Below are 20,337 nucleotides of genomic sequence, written 5' to 3' on the forward strand. Positions count from 1 at the left end.
ATTTGAAGCTTAGGCCCTTTTTACAGTCTTTAAACTAATTTCGATATGGTGCCATGAATTTTCGGTGGTATAAGAAATGTCAAAACCACTTTGGTCTGTAATTCTCTTGATGATTGACAGACCTAAGCCAATGGAATTTGAACTCTGATTGGCTTTCTTAAAACGTTCAAATAAATTATTGGCATCTACTTTTAACTCCTCTCCTGTATTTGAAATCTTAAGCTTTTTGGAATTAAGCCTTACCCTGATCTTTCCATTTTCAACATTATGGCGAATAGCGTTCTGAAATAAATTGGTCCACATTATATCGGCCAGCAAAGGGTGCATTTGTACCGATACATTTTCATCAATATCTGTTTCAAGATGGAGATTATTTAAGCCCGCAAACTCTTCAAAAGCCTCAATACCTTCCGTTATCAGCTTGCTTAGATTTACCTTCTCCTCGTTAACAAACTCATGATTTTCAATCTTGGTTAATAAAGCCAGAGATTCACTTAATCTGGATATTTTTTTAAGCGTCCGCTCTAGCTTCTCGACATATTTGTACTGCTCTTCATTTAAGTCTGTTTCTGTAAGCAGCTCTAGTTTTCCTTTTGCAATAGCCAGAGGTGTTTGCAGTTCATGAGAAGCATTTTCCGCAAACTCTTTTAGGTTTTTATAGTCAAAAACAGCCTTTTTTGTCATTTCCTCAACAAACCTATTCAAGTCTCTGAATTCCTCGACATTGGTTTCTTCTGCCTTGAGGTATTCCTTTTCATTAAGCTGAAATTCCTGAATTCTTTTCAGTGTATTACGAAATGGCTTAAACAATGGTCCCGATACAAAGTAGCCAATCCCCACTGCGCCTATGACCTGCAAACCGAGAATCCATAATAGAATAGTAATCACCGCTTCTCTCACGTCATCCGACTCAATCATATTTCCATAGGTAGAGATATAGTAAGAAGTATCATTGATGGTGCGGTATGCGGATACTTTCACATTTTTTTCTTCCTGTTCAAGGCGGTCATCCCAAATTAAGGTGTCAGCAACTTGCACATCATTCTCTACTTGGTAGTCAAGTGGTTTTATGATCAAATTCTCATCCTGGTCTACATTATCGTACCCTTTAAACGTTTTGCCTTGTTCAAGTAGGTACGTAACGCGATCAATTCGATCCATAAACTCGAACTTCAACTCTTGGTCAATCTCATCTTTAATTACGTAGTATGATATCACGCCGCCAATACCCAACACTATGGAGCTAACAAACAGATAAATCAGCAGGAATTTGGTAATCAGCTTCATGCTTTTCCTTTCTTTGTGTTGAACTTATAGCCAATGCTATACACGCTTTCGATGTAGTCTTGGGCTCCCGATGCAACCAATTTTTTTCTCAGGTTCTTGATGTGCTGATAAACAAAATCCAGATTTTCCAGATGATCTACATAATCTCCCCAGAGGTGCTCGGCAATGGTCTGCTTCGAGAGTACGTGGTTCTTATTAGAAGCAAAATACAAGAGTAAATCATACTCTTTAGGCGTTAAGTCAACCAACTCGCCCTCTACCTTTACTTCCATCGTTTTTGTGTTGATGGAAATCTCATTCACGCGGACTATTTCGGTTCCACCTAAATTATTCCTCCGGTTTACCGCCTTGATTCTTGCCTGAAGTTCAGCAAGCTGAAATGGTTTTGTAAGATAATCGTCAGCTCCTATTTCCAACCCTTTCACTTTATCGTCCAGTGAATTTTTTGCTGATATAATGATGGTGCTTGTTTCCGGTTTTACAGATTTCAGCTCCCTCAGTATTTGCAGTCCATCACCACCGGGTATCATGATGTCAATAAGGACGACATCATACGTGTAAGACATAATTTTGTCGAAAGCAGCATCATAATCGCTGGCGGTTTCGCATAGATATCCTTCACGCTTCAAATACGTGATGATATTGTCAAGTAAATCCGGGTTGTCTTCTACTATCAGCAGCTTCATAACGCCTTAAAGATATTTATTAACTCTGAAGGAAAGCTGAAGAATCGGTCTTATTAGATTGATTTTACGATGTTTAGCATCGTTAGACCCTAACCGCCCATCTTTTTGTCCACCGAATACTTTCCTCCACCTGTGAATAGAATTACTACAAAAAGCAGCAGGAATAACATAGACTTCTCTTTTGCACTGAAGGGGTCACCGGCATGAGCGAAGAAGTAAGCCACCGCCATATTAATTGAAAGTATGGCAGCTGAAAGGCGGGTCCATAGTCCCAAGACAATAAAAAGCCCGCATATGCCTTCCGCAAAAGCCGCTAAGATAAGCGAGACTTCAGGGCCCAATCCAATCGGATCTCCAAAGGCGAAGTTTCCATTTATTACTTTTAAAAGCTTGGGTAAGCCATGAGTGAAAATCATTAGTCCGGCACCAATTCTTAATAATAGAATGGAATAATCAGTACTGATAAATTTATTCGGATTTACGGAAAGCAGCTTCTTATACATTCTTTGTACGTTTTATTGAGATTATATCAATCATAACTTCTTCCCGACTACTGACCATTCCCATTGTAAACCTTGAACCGTTTTAAATAATTAGCTCAATAGGAACTATCTATTATCAGGAGAAGTTATGTGTGTGTATTTTAGTTCAACATTAAACTATTTGACATCAACTTAATTATATTATTATGACAATCTGGAACATTGACCCAACACATTCTGAAATTCAATTTAAAGTAAAGCACCTTGTTATCTCTACTGTAACAGGAAATTTTAAAAGCTTTAACGGTTCTTTAGAAACCGAAGGCGACTCTTTTGAAGGTGCCACTGTAAAATTTGAAGCCGATATTGACAGTATTACTACCAATAATGAAGACAGAGACGGACACCTCAAGTCAGACGATTTCTTCAATGCTGAAGAGTTTCCAAAGTTAAAATTTGAGTCTACTTCTTTCAAGAACACTGACGGTAACAACTACGAGCTGAAAGGCAATTTGACCATCAGAGACATCACCAAAGAAATTACACTCGATGTAGTTCATGGCGGAACGGTAGACGACCCTTACGGACAAACCAAAGCCGGATTTGAAATTAACGGCGACATCAACCGAAAAGAGTTTGGCCTGAAATGGAGTGCAGTTACTGAAGCGGGAAGCGTTGTAGTTGCTGAGCAAGTTAAGCTAAACCTGAATGTCCAGGTTGTTGAAAGCGTACCTGCTGAAGCTTAATTAGCTGTTTAAAATTTACGTATAGATGGGGCGGTCTCTTGCTGAGCCGCCCTTTTTTTATGCCTTATATTTTTCTAAGAACTCATCTTTATATGCTTTGCCCACCGGGATCTTTTCTGTTCCGATTGCTATCATATTTCCTTCCAGATAATCAATTTTCGAAAGCGCTACAGCATAAGAACGATGCACTCTACTGAATAGGTGACCGGGTAGCTGATAACAAAAATCTTTTAAGGTTTCGTTATAGGTGATCTTCTTTTCTTTGGTGTGAACCGTAATATAATCTCCCTGACTTTCGGCAAACAGTATTTCATTAAAGCTAATACGGTACAGCTTCCCATCAGCTTTTATTGTAATGAATGAATCATCGTTATTAAGAGGTTGGGGCTCACAGACAGCCTTATCAATAGCTTTTAGGAATCGTTCAAACGAAAATGGTTTAAGCAGATAGTCAATCACATTCAGCTCATACCCCTCCAAAGCATATTCAGAGTAAGCTGTTGTCAAAATAACCTTGGGCGGATTATTAAGGCTTTTGATAAACTCAATGCCTGTTAATCTCGGCATATTAATATCCAAAAAAAGCAGTTCGATATCTTTTTCTTTGACAGCTTTTCGGGCTTCCAGTGCGTCTTTACAAACTCCTGCGAGTGTTAATTCCGGAGTGTCTGAAATATAGGTTTTCAGAATGTCACGAGCCGCGGGTTCATCGTCAATGATTAAGCAGCGCATTAGCTCAGCTCCATTTTAAGGGTTGTCTCATAAAAGTTAACCTGGCTGTTTATATCAAGACTATAGCGCCCTTTATAGGCCAACTCTAACCGCCTTTTTGCATTCTCAATCCCCGATTTCAATGACTCTGTATGGCCTTTAGGATTTTCAAAGACGGAATTCTTACAATATAACATCAGGCTCTTTTCTTCCAGCTTCAGCTTAATCTGAATTGAAGAATCGTCATCAGTCAGGTCTCCATGTTTAAAACAGTTTTCAACAAAAATAATCAACAGTAAGGGGACTATTCTGGCGTTGGAAGGATTTCCCTCTACCTTAAAGGTCACTTTTTCAGGCTCATTCAAACGCTCTTTATTTAAATCTACAAAGTGGGTCAGATATTCAACTTCTTCTGCCAATGCTACCTGTTCTTGTTCCATTTTATCTACCACATATCGAAGCATATCGGACAATTTTAGAATGAGCCTTGGCGCCTTATCAGACTTTTTTAAAGCTTCACTGTAAATCGTATTTAACGAATTAAACAAAAAGTGTGGATTAACCTGAGCCCTCAACGCTTTCAATTCAGCAGCCACTTTTTCTGACTCAACTTCGGCAAGCTTTGCCTTCGCTTTTACTTCACCAAACCATGTCTTTGAAAATTCAAGAGAGGAACCCAAGATCAAATAGATAGTGATTAAGCCGAGAAACTCAGAATTGCTATAAACACCTACTAAGAAGTAGTCTTCAAACAACCACGAGGATAAGTAATTGAACGTAAAGTGATAAACCAATATGGTTGTAACCAACAACAGGAATAATGAAATTGAGTAGAGAACATATCTTCCTTTGGCTAATATCTTTTCCAGAAACAAGCCGGAGTGGGTCGTGACTGCAAAGATCATCGGTATATGAAACAGGAAGGTATAGATTACATCTATTTTACGATACTCACCTGTTCGGCTAAATACTTCAAGACAGATATAAAAAGAAATTGCCCAGAACAAACTGTACATGAGCAATTTCTCATTAAAAAATTTACTGTACTGCATTTGGCATTCTTTTCATTGTAATTGGGTCTTCGTAGGCGTCCTCTTCTTTTCCATATTTTAATACAAACTTTTGAAGCTCATTTGTTGAAGCTGTAATTAAAATCTCCGAAGAGTTATCAAAATCAGAATATACTGCCTCATGTTTAATTCTGACCCTGTTGTTCTCAATCTGATCTTTAATCCAACCACTGGCAAATGGCTCCATAACCAGCCCACCTTCATTTACTTTTATTTTCGAAAAGGTATTTACGTTAAATCGGTGTGAATCTACAAATGCACTGCTCTCTCCAAAACTGAAGTCCAGTATTTTAAGGTTCAAGAAAAGGTCACCATTAATTTCACCTATAGTCCCCACAAAAAGAATCGGGATAGCATTTTCAGTCTCTTTGTTTTCGTAAAGAACTAGATAAGCATTGATGCCTAGGCTATCTTCTTCACCGGGATCAAAACTTACCTCTTCATCAGGGTATTTTCGGATAAGGTCAGCCACTAGCTCTGGGTTCTTGTCTGATGCAAAGGTCCAGCGCTGGTCATCGGTTTCATAAACCCCGTCCAATTCTTCTACAAGAATCGCCTTTTCTGCGGTAATCAAGGGGTGAACCGATTTCAAAAAACATCCTGATAAACCGATCATCAAGATGGCAAGCATGCTAACTTTGGTTATTATTTTTTTCATAATCCTATTGCTTTGTTTTGGTTGCGAACCAAAGAAACCAAGGTTTAACCTCCTTCAGAAATTTTTTCGATGAACGACTTCCTTTTCTCGGTGAATGAATCTCCTTAAGCCTTTTAAGAACTGCTAAAATAGGTAAATGGCATTTGCTATACTTTATAATGGAGTAATTCTAAGTTATAATCCATCAAATTAAATTAACTACGTTTTATGAAACACCTACTTACTGCTCTTCTTACCGTACTGCTATTTGCGGGCTGTACGAATACTCAATCAAACCAATCAGAACCTGCTCAGAAAGAATGGTCTATCGCCCTGCATGGTGGCGCCGGTTATGTATCTAAAGACATGCCTGAAGATCGGAAACAGGCCTATATGGATGCCCTAAATGAAGCATTATCGATTGGATCAGAGATCTTAGAGAACGGCGGTTCTTCACTTGATGCTATTGAGAAAACGATTAACTACCTCGAAGACAATGAGCTTTTTAATGCCGGGAAAGGCGCCGTTTTTACTGCTGAAGGCCGGAATGAATTGGATGCGGCTATTATGGATGGTTCTACCTTAAACGCTGGTGCTGTCACTGGAGTCACTACCGTTAAAAACCCAGTCTCTCTTGCCCGTAAAGTTATGACTGACTCTAAACATGTATTTTTCTCTGCTGACGGTGCTGAGACTTTTGCCGACCAAACTGATGTAACTCGTGTTGATCCTGAATATTTTTATGTAGAAAGCAGATATCAATCATTAAAAAGAGCACAGGCAGCTGAGCAAGAATCCAGCCTGATTGAAACCAATGAAGAAAAAGCCTGGAAGTATGGTACGGTTGGTGCTGTAGCTCTGGATCAAAACGGCAAACTTGCTGCGGGTACTTCTACCGGTGGAATGACCAATAAGAAATTCGGTCGTGTTGGCGATGTTCCTATTATTGGCTCCGGTACTTATGCTAACGGAAATGTTGCCGTTTCAGCAACCGGATGGGGAGAGAAAATCATGCTTAATGTTTCAGCTCACACTCTTGCTGCCTACTATGAATTTAAGAATGCCGGTCTGCAAGAATCTATGGATTACCTGGTAGATGAAGTGCTTGAACCAGGAGACGCAGGTTTTATAGCCGTAGATAAATATGGAAACTTCTCTATGAAAACGAATACAGGCTCCATGTTCCGCGCTGCTACAGATTCAGATGGCAACAAAGAAGTGGGGATCTGGTAGTCAACGTGCTGAGGTGTTAAAGTGTTTAAGACTTCGTTAACACTTTAACACCTAAACACTCTTACCTTTTCTATTCTAATCCGAAGCGGAATTGATCTCTTAGTTCTTGGATGTAGATTCCAATGTCATTCCTGAGCTCGAATAAAACTGAGTGTAGCTCTTTATAATCTTTCTTCTGGAATAGAGACTTTTTCTTCAGAGACTGTATTAAACCAAGGGCTCTGTTTGCGCTTGCCAGTGCTTTTTTAGAATAAGCGATGTTGGCTCCAATGTAGTCTTGGTCAAACCCAAAGGAATGGCCTCCCGCAAGTTTAGCTCCTATCTTCAGTGTTTCATCCACAAAGTCCTGAAAGTCTTTTGATTGGTCTTTAGCGGGAACCGTTTCAGCCCATCGCAAAATATCAACAGCGAACTCTTTGGCTTCGAAGTAGGTGTCCAGATCTTCGAGAGAACCGTAGTCAGAATAGACATACTCGTCACTCAGGCTTTTCCACTCCTCGCCTTCATCAAAGTCATCGAAATCATTGCTATCCATGGGACCACCTTCATCAAGACCGAAAAGGAAATCTTCGTCATCCCAATCGTCATCTTCCTCTTCCCAGTCATCTTCTTCTTCCGGGAAATAGGCTTCATCCATAAGCAACTCTTCTTCCACATAAGCTTCAAAAGCGTCGTCTTCGTTTTGGCTTTCCTTCAGCAAAGTAAGCCATCGAGGTGTGTTCCCTTTGGGGTCTGAGGCGATAAACTTTCTAAGCTGCTCGCTCTTTTTCTCAACTTCATTTAAGTGAGCTTCCCACTTGAATTCGTCCCACTGTTCGTCATCGAATCCATCAAAATGCATGTGCATATTAGGCAGGCTAAATAGTTGCTGTTTATTATAAAAAAGGAATTGTCAGTAGTAATGCAATACTTTGTGGAAAAGTAACGCTTTTTGTGGATAAAAAGTTGTTAGAGACGTTCCAAAACACTAATAATTACCTGTGTCATTTTAGGCTCAGCCATCGCAGCTGCGGACAAAACATCTTCAATGTCAACCGGCTCTAAAGCATCCGGAAAACACTCGTCTGTAATTACTGAAATACCAAGTACATCCATACCCATATGTACTGCAGATATTACTTCTGGTACCGTACTCATACCTACCACGTCTGCACCTAACTGACGCATATATCGGTATTCGGCTTTTGTTTCCAGCATAGGCCCTGAGATGGCAAGGTACACTCCCTGATGCATTTTGATAGAATGTTCGAGTGCCACATTTTCGGCTAGCTCGAGCAGACGCTCAGTATAAGGCTCACTCATATCCGGAAAACGAGGGCCGAGTTCGTCATCATTTGGGCCAATCAGAGGATTATCACCCAAGAAGTTGATGTGATCTGTAATCAGCATAATATCGCCGCGGCTGAAGTTTGTGTTCAGACCGCCACAAGCGTTGCTTACCAATAGTGACTGTGCTCCAACAGCTTTAGCCACACGAACCGGAAAAGCAATTTGCTGCATCGTATAACCTTCATAGTAATGAAAGCGCCCCTGCATTGCTACAACATCCTTTCCGCCAAGTTTGCCAAAAATCAGTTTTCCGGCATGACTTTCTACTGTTGAAACCGGAAAGTGCGGAATATCAGAATAACTGATGATGTGCTCAGTTTCAATTTCATCAGCTAGCTGTCCAAGCCCTGTACCAAGGATTAGCAAGTACTCAGGCTGAAAATCGGTTTCGTCTTTTATGAACTGAACTGCTTCGTCTCTTTTAGTTCGGAATTCCTTGACGGTGTCGTGTTTCATATAGTAGGATTGGTAAGATGTCCGTTGATTTTGAAAAGGAAAATATCAGATCGTTTAGTCTATTTCATCTAAAATATCATCGAGACGATCGCTGCCGGGAGGGAAAGCATGATCCTCTTCTTCGCCTTCTGAGGTCACTTTCGTGTCTTCAGCCTCATCGGAGTCTTCATCAATATTTTCATCAAGAATAAACTTTGACGACTTTTTAACATTATTCAGCGAGTCTTCCAGGTTTTCTTCTTTAGGAAGGTTAAACACTTCCATCTCATCCTTCCCAAATTGGTCAACTGAATTTTTGGCGTTCTCTAAATAGGAACTGATTCCGTTAATAATTTCTTCCCGGCGGTCAAGTAATCGCAGAATGCTTTGGCGAATTTGCTGGCGGTTATGATTCGCTTCTTTGATAATAGCATCCGCTTCCATCTCAGCTTTTTCCAGCGTGTTCTTGGCCTCTTGCCTTGCGCCGGAAATCTTTTGCTCCATCGATTCTTTTGCAGTCTGAAGGGTTTCGTGAAGGGCATCTTCAACACGTTCGTAATGCTTAACTCTTTCGGTCAGTTTATCAATCTGCTGTTCAAGCTCTTTATTTTTGTTAAGCAAATGTTCGAATTCGTTGGAGACCAGCGTAAGAAAAGCCTGTACATCAGCTGTATCGTACCCACGAAGCCCTTTTTCAAATGTTTGCTGTTTTATTTCAAGAGGTGTCAGTTTCATAACCAAATGTTTTTAGTAGTCCTTAAAGCTTAATTAAAATAACATTTATTCGTTTAACATGTTCCGCAGATTTCCATCATCTTCTTTCCCTTTTTTTGAAGATGAACGCACCTCTTGTTCTTCTATTTCAATTTCAGGCATTGACTTTTCACCCTCGTCAACCAAGTACCGTTCTTCCTCAATATCAGTTACAATTTCTTCCAGATTTGAGAGTCTTCGTTCTGTGTTCTTCTTGAAATCACCCAGTGCTTGAAAAAACTGTGGATTTATATCTCCGGAACTACCCTTATTCCCCTGATCAATTTTTGCCTTTATCAACTTGTAGATCCCTGTTAAAACTAAAGCCGTCAGTGCCGTTCCAAACACAATGGCAACAACCGATATAATCATAATTTCTTCAGGCATAAAATCTCCTATTTACTAAGCTCTGGATTTCGTTCTTGAAGAACCATTATCGTTATTTTGCCTTTCACTTTCATCCTCTATTTCAATATCACTAAGCGGACTTCTTTCTTCTTGTGAAGTTCTTTTATCAGATGATGATGATGTTTTTGCCTCCAAGGCATCTACTCTGGATTTTAGATTATGGATAATCTGCCGCATCTCATTAAGCTCGCGAGATTTAACCATCCGCTTTTCTTCCATCTCCATCTCTTTTTCTTTGTAAGCATAAACCAAGCCGCCAACTATAGCAACGATAGGAATAATTGCAAACCATGGTAATCCGAATAACATTTTTTTGCCCTCTAACTTTTAGTTTCGTTTCATAAATATAGCTGAAATTTACTACGGTTCAAGTTAGCCATAGTTGCGCTCACCAAAAATGGCACTTCCTATTCTAACCATGGTAGATCCTTCTTGAATAGCAACCTCCAGATCGTTGGTCATTCCCATTGACAAATGCTCTAACTTCACACTTCCTTTATTGTATTTTTGATGCGTATCGAATAGTTCTTTAAGCAGTTTAAATTCGGAGCGCACGTCTTCGGGGTCATCTACAAACGAGGCCATTCCCATCAAACCGCGAACAACTACATGGTCATACTCCTGAGCCTTCTCCAAAATCCCCGCCAGATCATCCGGCTTGCAGCCGCCTTTTTGGTTTTCATTACTAATGTTCACCTGAATTAAGGCGTTCACCACGCGATTTGCTTTGGCAGCTCTTTTCTCAATTTCCTTTAAGTACTTCGCTTTTTCTACGGAATGAACCCAGTTCACTCCATCAGCTATATATTTGATCTTATTAGTCTGAATATTGCCAATAAAATGCCACACAACATCCGGCATCTCAACTTCAGCCATTTTGTCTTCAAGCTCTTTCATGCGGTTTTCTCCGAAATGAAGGGTTCCCGCTTCAATGGCTTTATATATATCGGAGGAGGGCTTGGTTTTACTTACGGCAACCAGTGTAATATCGGAGGGATTTCTTCCCGCTTCTTTGGCTACAGTTTCAATTTTTTGTTGAATGGTTTTCAGATTTTGGGCAATATCTCGGTCACTCATATCAAAAAAAGTCTTCTTTTTAACTATTCTATGTAATTAACCACAAGATAAGCTTTTATCATTCATCAATAAGCCTTATTTTTGGAAGCTCTAAGGTTATCTTAATTAATGATTACTGATTGATATTGAACGTATTCAAATTCATACTTTATCCGCCTCTAAGGTCGTCGGGTTTAAAACTCCAAGGAGATAGATAGCATGTCAACCCGAATCCGGCAAATATCCACCTTCCTTGATCAATGGGCTCCTCCCAAAGTAAAAATGGATTATGATAACGTCGGATTACTCGTAGGAGATCCGAACGCACAGGTTACCTCTATTCTTACCTGCCTTGATGTAACTGACAAAGTTGTTTCCGAAGCCATTGAAACTGGCGCTGAACTCATTGTTGCACACCACCCTCTTATTTTTAGCAAGATTGGAAGCATCAACCCTACGGATGAGCAAGGACGCATTATATATAAGCTCATCAAGAATGATATTGGGCTGTTGGTTGCACACACAAATTTAGATGCTGCTCTTGATGGCGTCTCTTTTGTATTGGCGAATATGCTTGGGCTTGACCATCTGAAATTCCTTGAAAAAAATTACAACATAAGCCGCAAAATACGGCTCATTACTTCCCACACAGACAGTGAAGCTGTCCTCAAGCTACTGAATTATCATTCCGCTGAAGAAGCCCATTACTTTGATGTGAACAGCCGGGAAGATGGCCTTAAGTGTTTTGAGGCTATTATTGATCAGCATAATGTATCCGTTTTAGAACGAGCCCTGAATAATGAGGGCATGCTGAAAGAAGGCAGTTTTCAGGTAATTGACCTGGCATCTAACTCTCAAAATTTTGGAATGGGAGTAGTCGGAGAATATCCCGAAGAAGGTATTGGAAAAAATGAATTCCTGCATCTGGTCTCGAAAGCTCTAAATGTGAAAGCCATTCGCTTCTCCGGTGATGTTGACCGAATTAAGAAAGTTGCTGTATGTGGAGGCGCCGGCATTTTCCTTAAAGACCAGGCCATAAAAGCAGGAGCCCAGGCTTTTGTTACCGCCGATATAAAGTATCACGATTATTTTACTGAGAATGACAATTTCTTATTGGTAGATGTAGGTCACTATGAAAGTGAATTCCCTATTGCAGAAGCCTTAAAAAACGAATTGTCTGAAGCATTTGAAGAACTTGAAGTATTTGTAACCCGAACCGTAACGAACCCGATGCAAGTTTATGTATCGGAGCCCGAACCGAAAACTATTCAACCAAGCTGACCCCTCACTCCATGAACGAAGTATTACAAAAATTAGCCAACTTACAATACATTGACAGCCGAATTGATGAGCTGAAACAATTACGTGGCGACCTTCCTGAAGAAGTACTTGATCTGGAAACAGACATTGCCCGAAAGGAAGCTAAGCTCAATAACCTCAAAGAGGAAGATCAGAATCTTACTGTTGAGTATGATAACCTCAAGCTGGACCTGAAAAGCTCTCAGGAAAAAATTGAGAAGTACGAAGAGCAACAGCTTAGTGTTCGCAACAATCGCGAATATGATGCTCTAACTAAAGAGATTGAAGCTCAAAAACAGGTTATCGAGAACGCAGAATCTCGCCTTAAGGAAATTGAGAAGCGTAAGGAAGAAATTCAGCCTGAAATTGAGAAAGCTCAAGAAGATCTTGATGTTGCCCAAGAAATGTTTGACGAAAAAAGCGGCAGTCTCGATAAAGTTGTCAAATCTACCGAAGACGAAGAAGAAGAGCTTTTAAAGCATCGCAAGAAAGTTGAGAAGGATATCGACGACCGATACATGAGAAGTTATAACCGCCTCCGAAATGGCCTGACCAACGGAATGGCTGTTGTAGCAATGGATCGCGGAGCCGCTCTTGGAATGGCGCTTCCTCCTCAAACACAAGTTGAAGTCCGCCGCAAAAACAAAATCATCATTGATGAGAGTAGCGGGCGTATTGTGGTAGATCAGTCTTTCTTTGACAAGGCCAAAGAAGAGCTTTCTATCTGATAGTATCGTTTTCGGATCAGCACATTGTTTATTTAAAAAAGGGAAGCCGACCGCTTCCCTTTTTTTTGTTTGGCTCATATTACAACAAAAAGGTCGCCAAACATATAATCCCATCGCCGGATTGTTCTAATTTTATTTTAGCTAATCACTGCCCGGGACATGTGCCCCATTGTGGTTGCTTATCACTTTGATCCTCAAATCCACTATTGTAATCAAAATCTCCAGGTTTATTTGAAATTTGCTCCACGCACCAGCCACTGAGATTCTGATCGAAGTCAGTAGCATTACTAAACATACTACCCATATTGGTCACCTGGCTTACATCCCAGCCGCCAATATCCTGGTTGAAGGAAGAAGCACCATTAAACATATTTGACATTATTGACACCTGGCTCACATCCCAACCGCTAATATTTCCATTGAAAGAGGACGCGTCACTAAACATACTTCTCATATCGGTCACCTGACTCACATCCCAGTCACCAATGTCCTGATTAAAGGCTGAAGCACCACGAAAAATCTGTATCATATCAGTCACCTGACTCACATCCCAACCTCCAATATCTTGGTTGAAGGAGGAAGCACCATTAAACATGTACCCCATATGGATCACCTTGGTCACATCCCAATCACCAATATCCTGGTTGAAAGAGGACGCGCCACTAAACATACTTCTCATATCGGTCACCTGACTTACATCCCAGCCACCAATACCCTGGTTGAAGGAGGAAGCGCCACTAAACATGACCTCCATATCGATCACTTGACTCACATCCCAACCGCTGATATTTCCATTGAAAGATGAGGCTTCATTGAACAGTCTCCTCATATCTGTTACCTGACTTACATCCCAGTCACCAATATCCTGGTTGAAGGCTATAGCACCCTGAAACATACTATACATATTGGTAACCTCACCCACATCCCAACCTCCAACATCCTGGTTAAAGGCTGTAGCTCCTTTGAACATCCACATCATATCGTTCACCTGACTCACATCCCAACCTCCAATATCTTGGTTAAAGACTATAGCGTTATTAAACATTAAATCCATTCTTGTCACCTTACTAACATCCCAACCTCCAATATCTTGATTGAAGGCAGTAGCACCTTTGAACATCTGTGACATTGCGATCACTTGACTCACATCCCAGCTGCCGATATCCTGGTTGAAAGATAGTGCATCTCCAAACATACCTCCCATACCGGTCACCTGACTCACATCCCAACCGCCAATATCTTGGTTGAAGGAGGAAGCACCATTAAACATGTTCCACATATGGGTCACCTTGGTCACATCCCAGTCACCAACATCCTGATTGAAGGAAGAAGCATCAAAAAACATACTATTCATATTGAATACTTGGCTTACATCCCAGCTGCCGATATCCTGGTTGAAGGCAGCCGCACCCTGAAACATACCACCCATATTGGTCACATTACTCACATCCCAGATGCTTATATCCTGATTAAAAGTATCAGCATTGTAAAACATTCTATACATATCAGTCACCGGAGAGGTACAAACCTTTGTCAAATCCTCTCCGTTATCTCGTTTCGTTTCTAAAAGTGACCGATCTATAGCAGTATATGTAACACCATTAACTACACCGGTATCTCCCGGTGTAGCACCGTTACACGTAATTGTTACGCCATTAGGTGCTAATTTAAATTCTATTGCAATAATTATATGTATTGTCGCTACATTGGATTTTCCTAACTCATTTACAGCTCTGAATGTGAATGAATCCTCTCCGGAATAATCATCATCAGGGGTATAAGTAAACGTGCCTTTTTCCATATCAAAATTGCTAATGGTACCATGCATCGGATTCGATACAATTTCAAAGGTATTCAGATAATCTGCTTTTAAAAAAGCATCGTATGGTTCATTAACTGCCGGTGTTAAAGTATCGTCGTAGGCTATCGGCGTAGATTTATTTACAGTTATAGAAATAGAAGCGGTATCAGAACCATTTTCGTTAAAACCGGCAAACCAGAATTCATCTTCCCCAGTAAAATCATAAAACGGGTCGTAAGTAAATTTCCCAGTCGTAGAATCAACTAGTACTAATGTTCCATAAGATGGTTCTTGTATTATTCTATAATAATCAATGTTATCACCCTGTAACTGCCCTTCATGTACCTTATCTCTGGTCATAATAAAAGCGCTATTAACAACTTCTGGCAGAGCTATAGGAGTCAAAGTGGCTTCAATAATAGTTGACTCATCGGGGTCTTCAATTTTCTCTAAATTAAAAGTAAAATCCTGGGCTTCATCCGGCATGGCGTCAATTTTGTACGTAAAGCTTAAGCCAATCTGCTCTTCGTAATAATTATGTTCAACGTCAATATCCTCATTTGAGATTTTTGTTATTCGGTATAGAGATGGTTGACTTAGTTTCTCAACCTCTTCTTCTTCAAGTGTAGAGATCCAGGAGCTGGGAATTCTCCCGGTAAAATTTTCTACTGTCTCGGCTATAGTAGCTATCAATCCTCGCAGTTCAGAAAGTGGACCTCTTAGCTCTTCTGGAAGTCGGTACTGAGTAAGAATATAGAACTGTTGTTCCTCCGCATGGGTAAAGCTAATCGTTTTCGTATTTAGCTTAACTTTGGCCTTATTATATGAGTTAGATATATATGAATTTTCGGTTTCTCCAACTTCACTAATGCACTCACCAACTAAGTCTAAGGTAACTCCTACATCTTTTAATTGTAATAGTAGATTACCTAATCCCGCACCAAGCACGACTGCTCCTAGAATTCCACCCACCCCACTTCCAGAAACAGCTCCTGCAACTATAGCAACACTTCCTGATGTTACTAAATAGGCCGTAAAATTCGCCTCTACAATAGATTTAAGTGCATTTTCAGTTACCTTATTGCAGGATAGACTTTCAGAGTAAGCCGCTTGTTTAAACCCTTTTTCTTGAACTATAGCCTGACGATTTAAATAGGTATCAAGCATGCGTGCCAATACTTTAATCTCATCATCATCCAGATTATTTATAGAGCCTTTTTGATCCGCCAACTCCTGCCGTGCTTCCGAGATTATATCAGCAATATCAGGGTTTTCGGTCTCATTTATGAGTTTCTCAAGGGAATGATCAAGAGAATCCAGTAACGTGTTTGTATATGCTTTTGGATTATCGATAGCCTGGTATGGCTGCATCGTAAAGTCCAAAGCAGTATTCCAGTTTCCAAGGTTTATGGAAAGCTGATGATCTCCTTCTTCTATTTCAGGGACAAACATCAGCATTCTTGTAGTATCGCCACGGTTATAAGTGGTGTCCACTGCAAGTTTAAGTTCGGACTCATCGTCAATAAGGCCACTATAAATGTCGCTTGGCAAAGCTGTTCCAGATATAAGAATCCCTATCACTTCCCCGGGAAGAAACTCTGCCCGTGTGTTTTCAAATTGAATATTTATTTCTGATGGATCCAGATGAATAGATTGAAAGGTTTCTCCCTGGGGATTAAGCTCTTTCTTAAATATCTTGTAACCTACTTTCTCGGCTTCAAGAACTATAGAAGACTTTCTGCTTGACGAACCTGCTTTTGGGGCTGCAACTTTGGGCTTTACGTTGCCAATGGGGGTAAAACCATTTATTCGAAACTGCCCCCCCGGTGAACCCATATACGCGAAGGAACGCGTTTGCACTGCTTGATCGTTGCTAATACGCGCAAAATAAACGCCTTTAGCTAAACCTCTAACTTGGAAGGAAAGGTTATAACTACCGCTCCTTAACTGTTTTTGGTAGGTGCCAACTTTCTGTCCTATTACATTAAAAAGTTCAACGGTCAATGCGCTTGTTTCCTGAACCTGAACATTAGCATTTGTTTTGTTTAAAACAGGATTGGGATACATCTCAGAAACATGAAAGTTCTCTGGAACTAAATCTTCCGTCTCATTCGAAACTATGGTCCAGGTTAAATTTACCTTACCCTCAACATTGGTAGTGTCCTTTACAAGTACCTGACCAGAAACAGTGTCTTTAACGGTTACTGTCAGGCTATCAATAGGTTCACCAGTAATACTGTCCCTAAATTCTAATTCACGCTCTATGGTAGTCTGTGCGTACACGCTAACCGAAAGAAGCCAAACACCGATAGTTAAAAATAATGTTAATGCTTTAAGTTTAAACATAGAAATAACAGCTTTTTCAACATTGTATTACCTATATAAAAAATTTGTATAAAATAATCACCACATAATATGGTGTTTTTCAGTCTCTTGATTCTACTTGATTGACTATACTTACGATATACTCCTCAGACCAGGAAGCCTGTTAACTTCACAGCAAAGTAGATGTTTGGTTTTTAAGAATAGCTTGCTTTTCAATTACAAGATCTCAAGCATTCGCCGCGAGCTGACAAATACCCTATTTCATACAAACAAAACTCTTATCTTTTACCAACAGGAAAGCCGGGTAATCGCTTAGTACTTTATTGTGCTGGGAGGAAAGTCCGGACACCAACAAGTACCGCGCTCCCCGATTCGGTTCAGCTGGCGAAGGGGAGGCTTCCTGAAAGGAATTTCAGGATGACAGACAGTGCAACAGAAAACAGACAGCCTCCAGCGCGGAGCGCAAGAAATTCCAAGTTACAAATCCCAATGACCAAATCTGAAATTGAGCTTTGGGATTTAAGTTTTGGTGCTTAGAGTTTCTAACGCTCCGCGTTGGCGGTGATGGTGAAAAGGTGAGGTAAGAGCTCACCGCCCCGTGTCGTGAGGCCGGGGGCAGTGCAAACCTCGCGGGGTGCAAGTTCATGCAGATGGTATACGCCTCTTGTCGTGACGCCATCGGGTGGAATGCGCCAGATAAATGATTACCTCCCGCTCATAAATTATGTGAGGGAACAGAATCCGGCTTACAGGCTTTCCTGTTGATTTTACATGAAAACCCCGCTCTTATCTGAGAGTGGGGTTTTGTTTTATAGACCACTTGCTTTAGCTTTAGTCATGAATTCTCTAAACCTAATAGCTGGTATATTTTTCGCCCTACTTGGTATGCTGGTTAAGATTTTTCCGAATTTAATTGCGGGATTTAATAATCTTTCGATTCCTGAAAAAAAGAGTATTGATGAGAAAACTTTAGTCTCTTTTGTTCAACTTATTTTATTCGGCTTAGGAATAGCAAATATCTTATTCTTTCTAATTATTGGAATAATGGATTGGCCAGATTCATACGGAACAACCTTCTTCAAATACACTTCGATAGGCATTGTACTTTGCGCTGTTCTCTATCTGAATATCAAGAAGCCTCACCACAAAAAATAACTACATATTAATCTTGTAGTTCCCTTTTACATTGCGCTCAATCTGGCGCTTCACATCTTTTTCCTTGATGGAGTCTCTCTTGTCGAACTGCTTCTTCCCTTTGGCTACGCCGATTAACACTTTCGCATTTCCTCTTTTGAAGTAGAGCTTGAGTGGCACAATGGTATAACCCTTTTGCTCCGTGGCTTTTTGTAGCTCGCGAATTTCTCTCTTATGAAGCAGCAGCTTTCGGGGCCGGGTTTCGTTGTGGTTGTAATACGAGCCGTGCTCATAAGGCTTGATATACATATCCCGCAAGTACACTTCTCCATTCTGGATGTAAGCAAACGTGTCCGCAAAACTGGCCTTTCCCTGACGCAGTGATTTCACCTCGGTTCCCTTTAGGGCGAGTCCTGCCTCGTAGGTCTCTTCCACGCTATAATCGTGGCGGGCCTTACGGTTTTGAATGGTTGGTGTTGTTTTCTTCTTGTCACTCATTTGATCACAGCTTTTTGTTTTCGCTGATTTTGCTGAATGCTTAGCACACTATTTCCTTTAAATGTCGAAACCTAATTCTTCTAGCTTCTCCACAACTTCAGGCTCGGGACTACGATCTGGAAATGATCGATATATCATTAAAATCTGCTCGGTTTCAGCAGTGGCCTTTTCGTTTTCCGGGTTGATTTCCAGAACCGCTATAAATTCACGAAGTGCTTTATTTGCATTTTCTCTCATCTGAGAAGGATCAGAATTGTAAATCAAATAAATGCCGTGCTGCAGGTGAACATTTTCTTCTAAAGCAACAACTTCGGGTGAACGAGGTTTGCCGTCAAGAATTGCCATTGCTTCATCAAACTTGGCTTCTTCAACCAAGCTGTTGACTTCCTGCTCCATGGTCATTTCCTGCTGAGCTGGTTTCTCCGATTCAGAGCAGGCTGTGATCAAACCAAACGTAAGTAGTATAAATAGTAAAATTCTCATGAGACTCATTAATTCATATAAATTGGATTGGGACTAATGCAAAGTATAAAGATAAGCATACTTAGCCAGCCTATCACGCGCCGTCCGGGAGATAATTCTTCTTCAAAATCTACCGGCGGATGCTCCACTCCTACAATAAATGCGATGAAAAAGCTCCATAATGCCCAGATAAGCGACACATTCCCAGGTTCAATTCCTCCTAACATATAATTATAGCCTACAGATCCCAATAAGGAAAGTACCATCATCCCGGCAACCCAATAACGATCTGAGCGAAAAGCTTTATTCATGAGCATGAATAATATGAATCCCCAAACCACCCATTCTGCAAATGGCAGTGTGGTATAACCTGAGATAAAGCTTCGGAGAAAGGGTAAAACTTCCGCTCCGGCAAGTCCTGTTAATAAGGTGAAGAAACCCCGAGCCACAATTCGGTGCTTTTTGTATCCAATGAGTGAATACAGAATGTGTCCGCCGTCAAGCTGCCCAACGGGCATTAAATTCAAAGCTGTAAAAAAGAGTCCAAGCCATCCCGCAAACAAAAACGGAAAGTGATACATCTCCCACATGGGGGGCACATTATCAAACATAGAGGCAAGCATGGTGTATAACAGCGTATTTCCAACGGTCAATACTCCCTGCCCCTCTGCTTCATCTGTAATAAATCCCGGGTAAGTACCATTCTCGGCTACGTATTCTTTGAGCTCCTCATGCCCGGAAAAATTCTGTATGTAGTCAGGTTCGGGAAGGGTAGCAAAACCGATCATCAAAACGGTAAGAGCAACTATAAATCCGGCTACAGGACCGGCGGCACCCACATCAAACAGCTTGTGCATTTTGCGAATGCGTTCCTTTATTCTAATGACTGCACCAAGAGTACCAATCCCAACAGGAATAGGGATGTAATAGGGAAGCGTTACTTTGATATTATGATAGACCGCCGCAAAATAGTGCCCAAATTCATGAAACGTCAGAAACGAAAGAAGCAGCCCAGCAAACAATAACCCGCGAAGCAAATCTACAGAATCGGGGAAAGCAAAAGGAAAAAGTACAGGATTAAAGCCAACGAAATTAGCGCCGGTCATGGTCACAAAAAACAACGTCAGCAGGAACAAGCCGCCGTGTTTGAGCAGCGTTTTAGTATCCGGCTTATTTTTTGGTTCTTCTTCTCTGGAGAGAACTTCAAAATCTGATGTTACTTCTTCTTGAAATGGATCTGAACTCAATCGTCTCTTC

Annotated in this window: 21 protein-coding genes and 1 other RNA gene; 6 read left to right on the forward strand and 16 right to left on the reverse strand. The window is 40.7% G+C overall.

Features of this window, described 5'->3' with window-relative positions:
• Nucleotides 1–9: 9 nt before the first annotated feature.
• The 3 genes from CL667_09680 to CL667_09690 all read right to left on the reverse strand — a co-directional run bounded on the left by CL667_09680 (nucleotide 10) and on the right by CL667_09690 (nucleotide 2,476).
• Nucleotides 10–1,287, reverse strand: a complete 1,278-nt coding sequence (locus CL667_09680; GenBank protein MAL17970.1) for a hypothetical protein — start codon at nucleotides 1,285–1,287, stop codon at nucleotides 10–12.
• Complete coding sequence (locus CL667_09685; protein ID MAL17971.1) at nucleotides 1,284–1,973, reverse strand: DNA-binding response regulator; 690 nt, start codon at nucleotides 1,971–1,973, stop codon at nucleotides 1,284–1,286. The genes CL667_09680 and CL667_09685 overlap by 4 nt, the downstream gene beginning before the upstream one ends.
• A gap of 89 nt (nucleotides 1,974–2,062) precedes the next feature.
• Complete coding sequence (locus CL667_09690) at nucleotides 2,063–2,476, reverse strand: DoxX family protein (protein MAL17972.1); 414 nt, start codon at nucleotides 2,474–2,476, stop codon at nucleotides 2,063–2,065.
• 185 nt (nucleotides 2,477–2,661) lie between these two features.
• Between CL667_09690 and CL667_09695 the strand changes: the two genes are divergently transcribed.
• Complete coding sequence (locus CL667_09695) at nucleotides 2,662–3,201, forward strand: hypothetical protein (protein ID MAL17973.1); 540 nt, start codon at nucleotides 2,662–2,664, stop codon at nucleotides 3,199–3,201.
• A gap of 57 nt (nucleotides 3,202–3,258) precedes the next feature.
• Here CL667_09695 and CL667_09700 read toward each other — a convergent pair whose 3' ends face one another.
• Genes CL667_09700 through CL667_09710 form a run of 3 tightly spaced genes read right to left on the reverse strand, consistent with a single transcriptional unit; the run spans nucleotide 3,259 to nucleotide 5,640 of the window.
• Entirely contained in the window at nucleotides 3,259–3,933 is a 675-nt protein-coding gene (locus CL667_09700; protein MAL17974.1) for a DNA-binding response regulator, read from the reverse strand.
• Entirely contained in the window at nucleotides 3,933–4,964 is a 1,032-nt protein-coding gene (locus CL667_09705; protein MAL17975.1) for a hypothetical protein, read from the reverse strand. Before CL667_09705 ends, CL667_09700 begins: the two co-directional genes overlap by 1 nt.
• On the reverse strand, nucleotides 4,951–5,640 hold the full coding sequence (locus CL667_09710; GenBank protein MAL17976.1) for a hypothetical protein: 690 nt from the start codon (nucleotides 5,638–5,640) through the stop codon (nucleotides 4,951–4,953). The genes CL667_09705 and CL667_09710 overlap by 14 nt, the downstream gene beginning before the upstream one ends.
• Before the next feature lie 207 nt (nucleotides 5,641–5,847).
• Between CL667_09710 and CL667_09715 the strand changes: the two genes are divergently transcribed.
• Nucleotides 5,848–6,852, forward strand: coding sequence for a beta-aspartyl-peptidase (locus CL667_09715; protein ID MAL17977.1), 1,005 nt, complete (start codon nucleotides 5,848–5,850; stop codon nucleotides 6,850–6,852).
• A gap of 70 nt (nucleotides 6,853–6,922) precedes the next feature.
• Here the strand turns inward: CL667_09715 and CL667_09720 are convergent, their stop codons facing one another.
• The 6 genes from CL667_09720 to CL667_09745 form a co-directional block, all read right to left on the reverse strand.
• Nucleotides 6,923–7,699: a hypothetical protein gene (locus tag CL667_09720; protein MAL17978.1), complete on the reverse strand. Its 777-nt coding sequence runs from the start codon at nucleotides 7,697–7,699 to the stop codon at nucleotides 6,923–6,925.
• A gap of 101 nt (nucleotides 7,700–7,800) precedes the next feature.
• Entirely contained in the window at nucleotides 7,801–8,637 is an 837-nt protein-coding gene (locus tag CL667_09725) for a purine-nucleoside phosphorylase (protein ID MAL17979.1), read from the reverse strand.
• 54 nt (nucleotides 8,638–8,691) lie between these two features.
• Nucleotides 8,692–9,351 (reverse strand): hypothetical protein, encoded by a 660-nt coding sequence (locus CL667_09730; protein MAL17980.1) that lies wholly within the window; start codon nucleotides 9,349–9,351, stop codon nucleotides 8,692–8,694.
• A gap of 45 nt (nucleotides 9,352–9,396) precedes the next feature.
• Nucleotides 9,397–9,756 carry a hypothetical protein gene (locus CL667_09735; GenBank protein ID MAL17981.1) on the reverse strand — a complete coding sequence of 120 codons (360 nt, stop codon included), beginning with the start codon at nucleotides 9,754–9,756 and terminating at the stop codon, nucleotides 9,397–9,399.
• Between the two features lie 15 nt (nucleotides 9,757–9,771).
• A complete protein-coding gene (locus tag CL667_09740) occupies nucleotides 9,772–10,086 on the reverse strand; it encodes a hypothetical protein (GenBank protein ID MAL17982.1) in 315 nt (104 codons plus the stop codon).
• A gap of 63 nt (nucleotides 10,087–10,149) precedes the next feature.
• Nucleotides 10,150–10,854: a YggS family pyridoxal phosphate-dependent enzyme gene (locus CL667_09745; protein MAL17983.1), complete on the reverse strand. Its 705-nt coding sequence runs from the start codon at nucleotides 10,852–10,854 to the stop codon at nucleotides 10,150–10,152.
• A gap of 198 nt (nucleotides 10,855–11,052) precedes the next feature.
• Here CL667_09745 and CL667_09750 point away from each other — a divergent pair, with 198 nt between their 5' ends.
• Nucleotides 11,053–12,114, forward strand: coding sequence for a Nif3-like dinuclear metal center hexameric protein (locus CL667_09750; GenBank protein MAL17984.1), 1,062 nt, complete (start codon nucleotides 11,053–11,055; stop codon nucleotides 12,112–12,114).
• 11 nt (nucleotides 12,115–12,125) lie between these two features.
• Nucleotides 12,126–12,860, forward strand: a complete 735-nt coding sequence (locus tag CL667_09755) for a hypothetical protein (protein MAL17985.1) — start codon at nucleotides 12,126–12,128, stop codon at nucleotides 12,858–12,860.
• Nucleotides 12,861–13,005: 145 nt separating this feature from the next.
• Here the strand turns inward: CL667_09755 and CL667_09760 are convergent, their stop codons facing one another.
• The gene (locus tag CL667_09760; GenBank protein MAL17986.1) at nucleotides 13,006–17,007 is read right to left on the reverse strand and encodes a hypothetical protein; all 4,002 of its coding nucleotides are present in this window, start codon (nucleotides 17,005–17,007) and stop codon (nucleotides 13,006–13,008) included.
• 271 nt (nucleotides 17,008–17,278) lie between these two features.
• Here CL667_09760 and rnpB point away from each other — a divergent pair.
• Nucleotides 17,279–17,751, forward strand: an RNA gene (gene rnpB / locus CL667_09765) — RNase P RNA component class A.
• A 6-nt stretch (nucleotides 17,752–17,757) separates the two neighbouring features.
• Nucleotides 17,758–18,141, forward strand: coding sequence for a hypothetical protein (locus tag CL667_09770; protein MAL17987.1), 384 nt, complete (start codon nucleotides 17,758–17,760; stop codon nucleotides 18,139–18,141).
• On the opposite strand, the gene CL667_09775 is transcribed toward CL667_09770, so the two are convergent.
• From CL667_09775 to CL667_09785, 3 genes are read right to left on the reverse strand one after another with little or no spacing between them, the layout of a single operon-like run.
• The gene (locus CL667_09775; GenBank protein MAL17988.1) at nucleotides 18,142–18,618 is read right to left on the reverse strand and encodes an SsrA-binding protein; all 477 of its coding nucleotides are present in this window, start codon (nucleotides 18,616–18,618) and stop codon (nucleotides 18,142–18,144) included.
• Between the two features lie 57 nt (nucleotides 18,619–18,675).
• Nucleotides 18,676–19,110: a hypothetical protein gene (locus CL667_09780; GenBank protein ID MAL17989.1), complete on the reverse strand. Its 435-nt coding sequence runs from the start codon at nucleotides 19,108–19,110 to the stop codon at nucleotides 18,676–18,678.
• Nucleotides 19,110–20,327: a site-2 protease family protein gene (locus tag CL667_09785; GenBank protein ID MAL17990.1), complete on the reverse strand. Its 1,218-nt coding sequence runs from the start codon at nucleotides 20,325–20,327 to the stop codon at nucleotides 19,110–19,112. The genes CL667_09780 and CL667_09785 overlap by 1 nt, the downstream gene beginning before the upstream one ends.
• Nucleotides 20,328–20,337 lie beyond the last annotated feature (10 nt).

It is taken from the genome of Balneola sp. (assembly GCA_002694685.1).
Lineage (GTDB): Bacteria > Bacteroidota > Rhodothermia > Balneolales > Balneolaceae > Gracilimonas.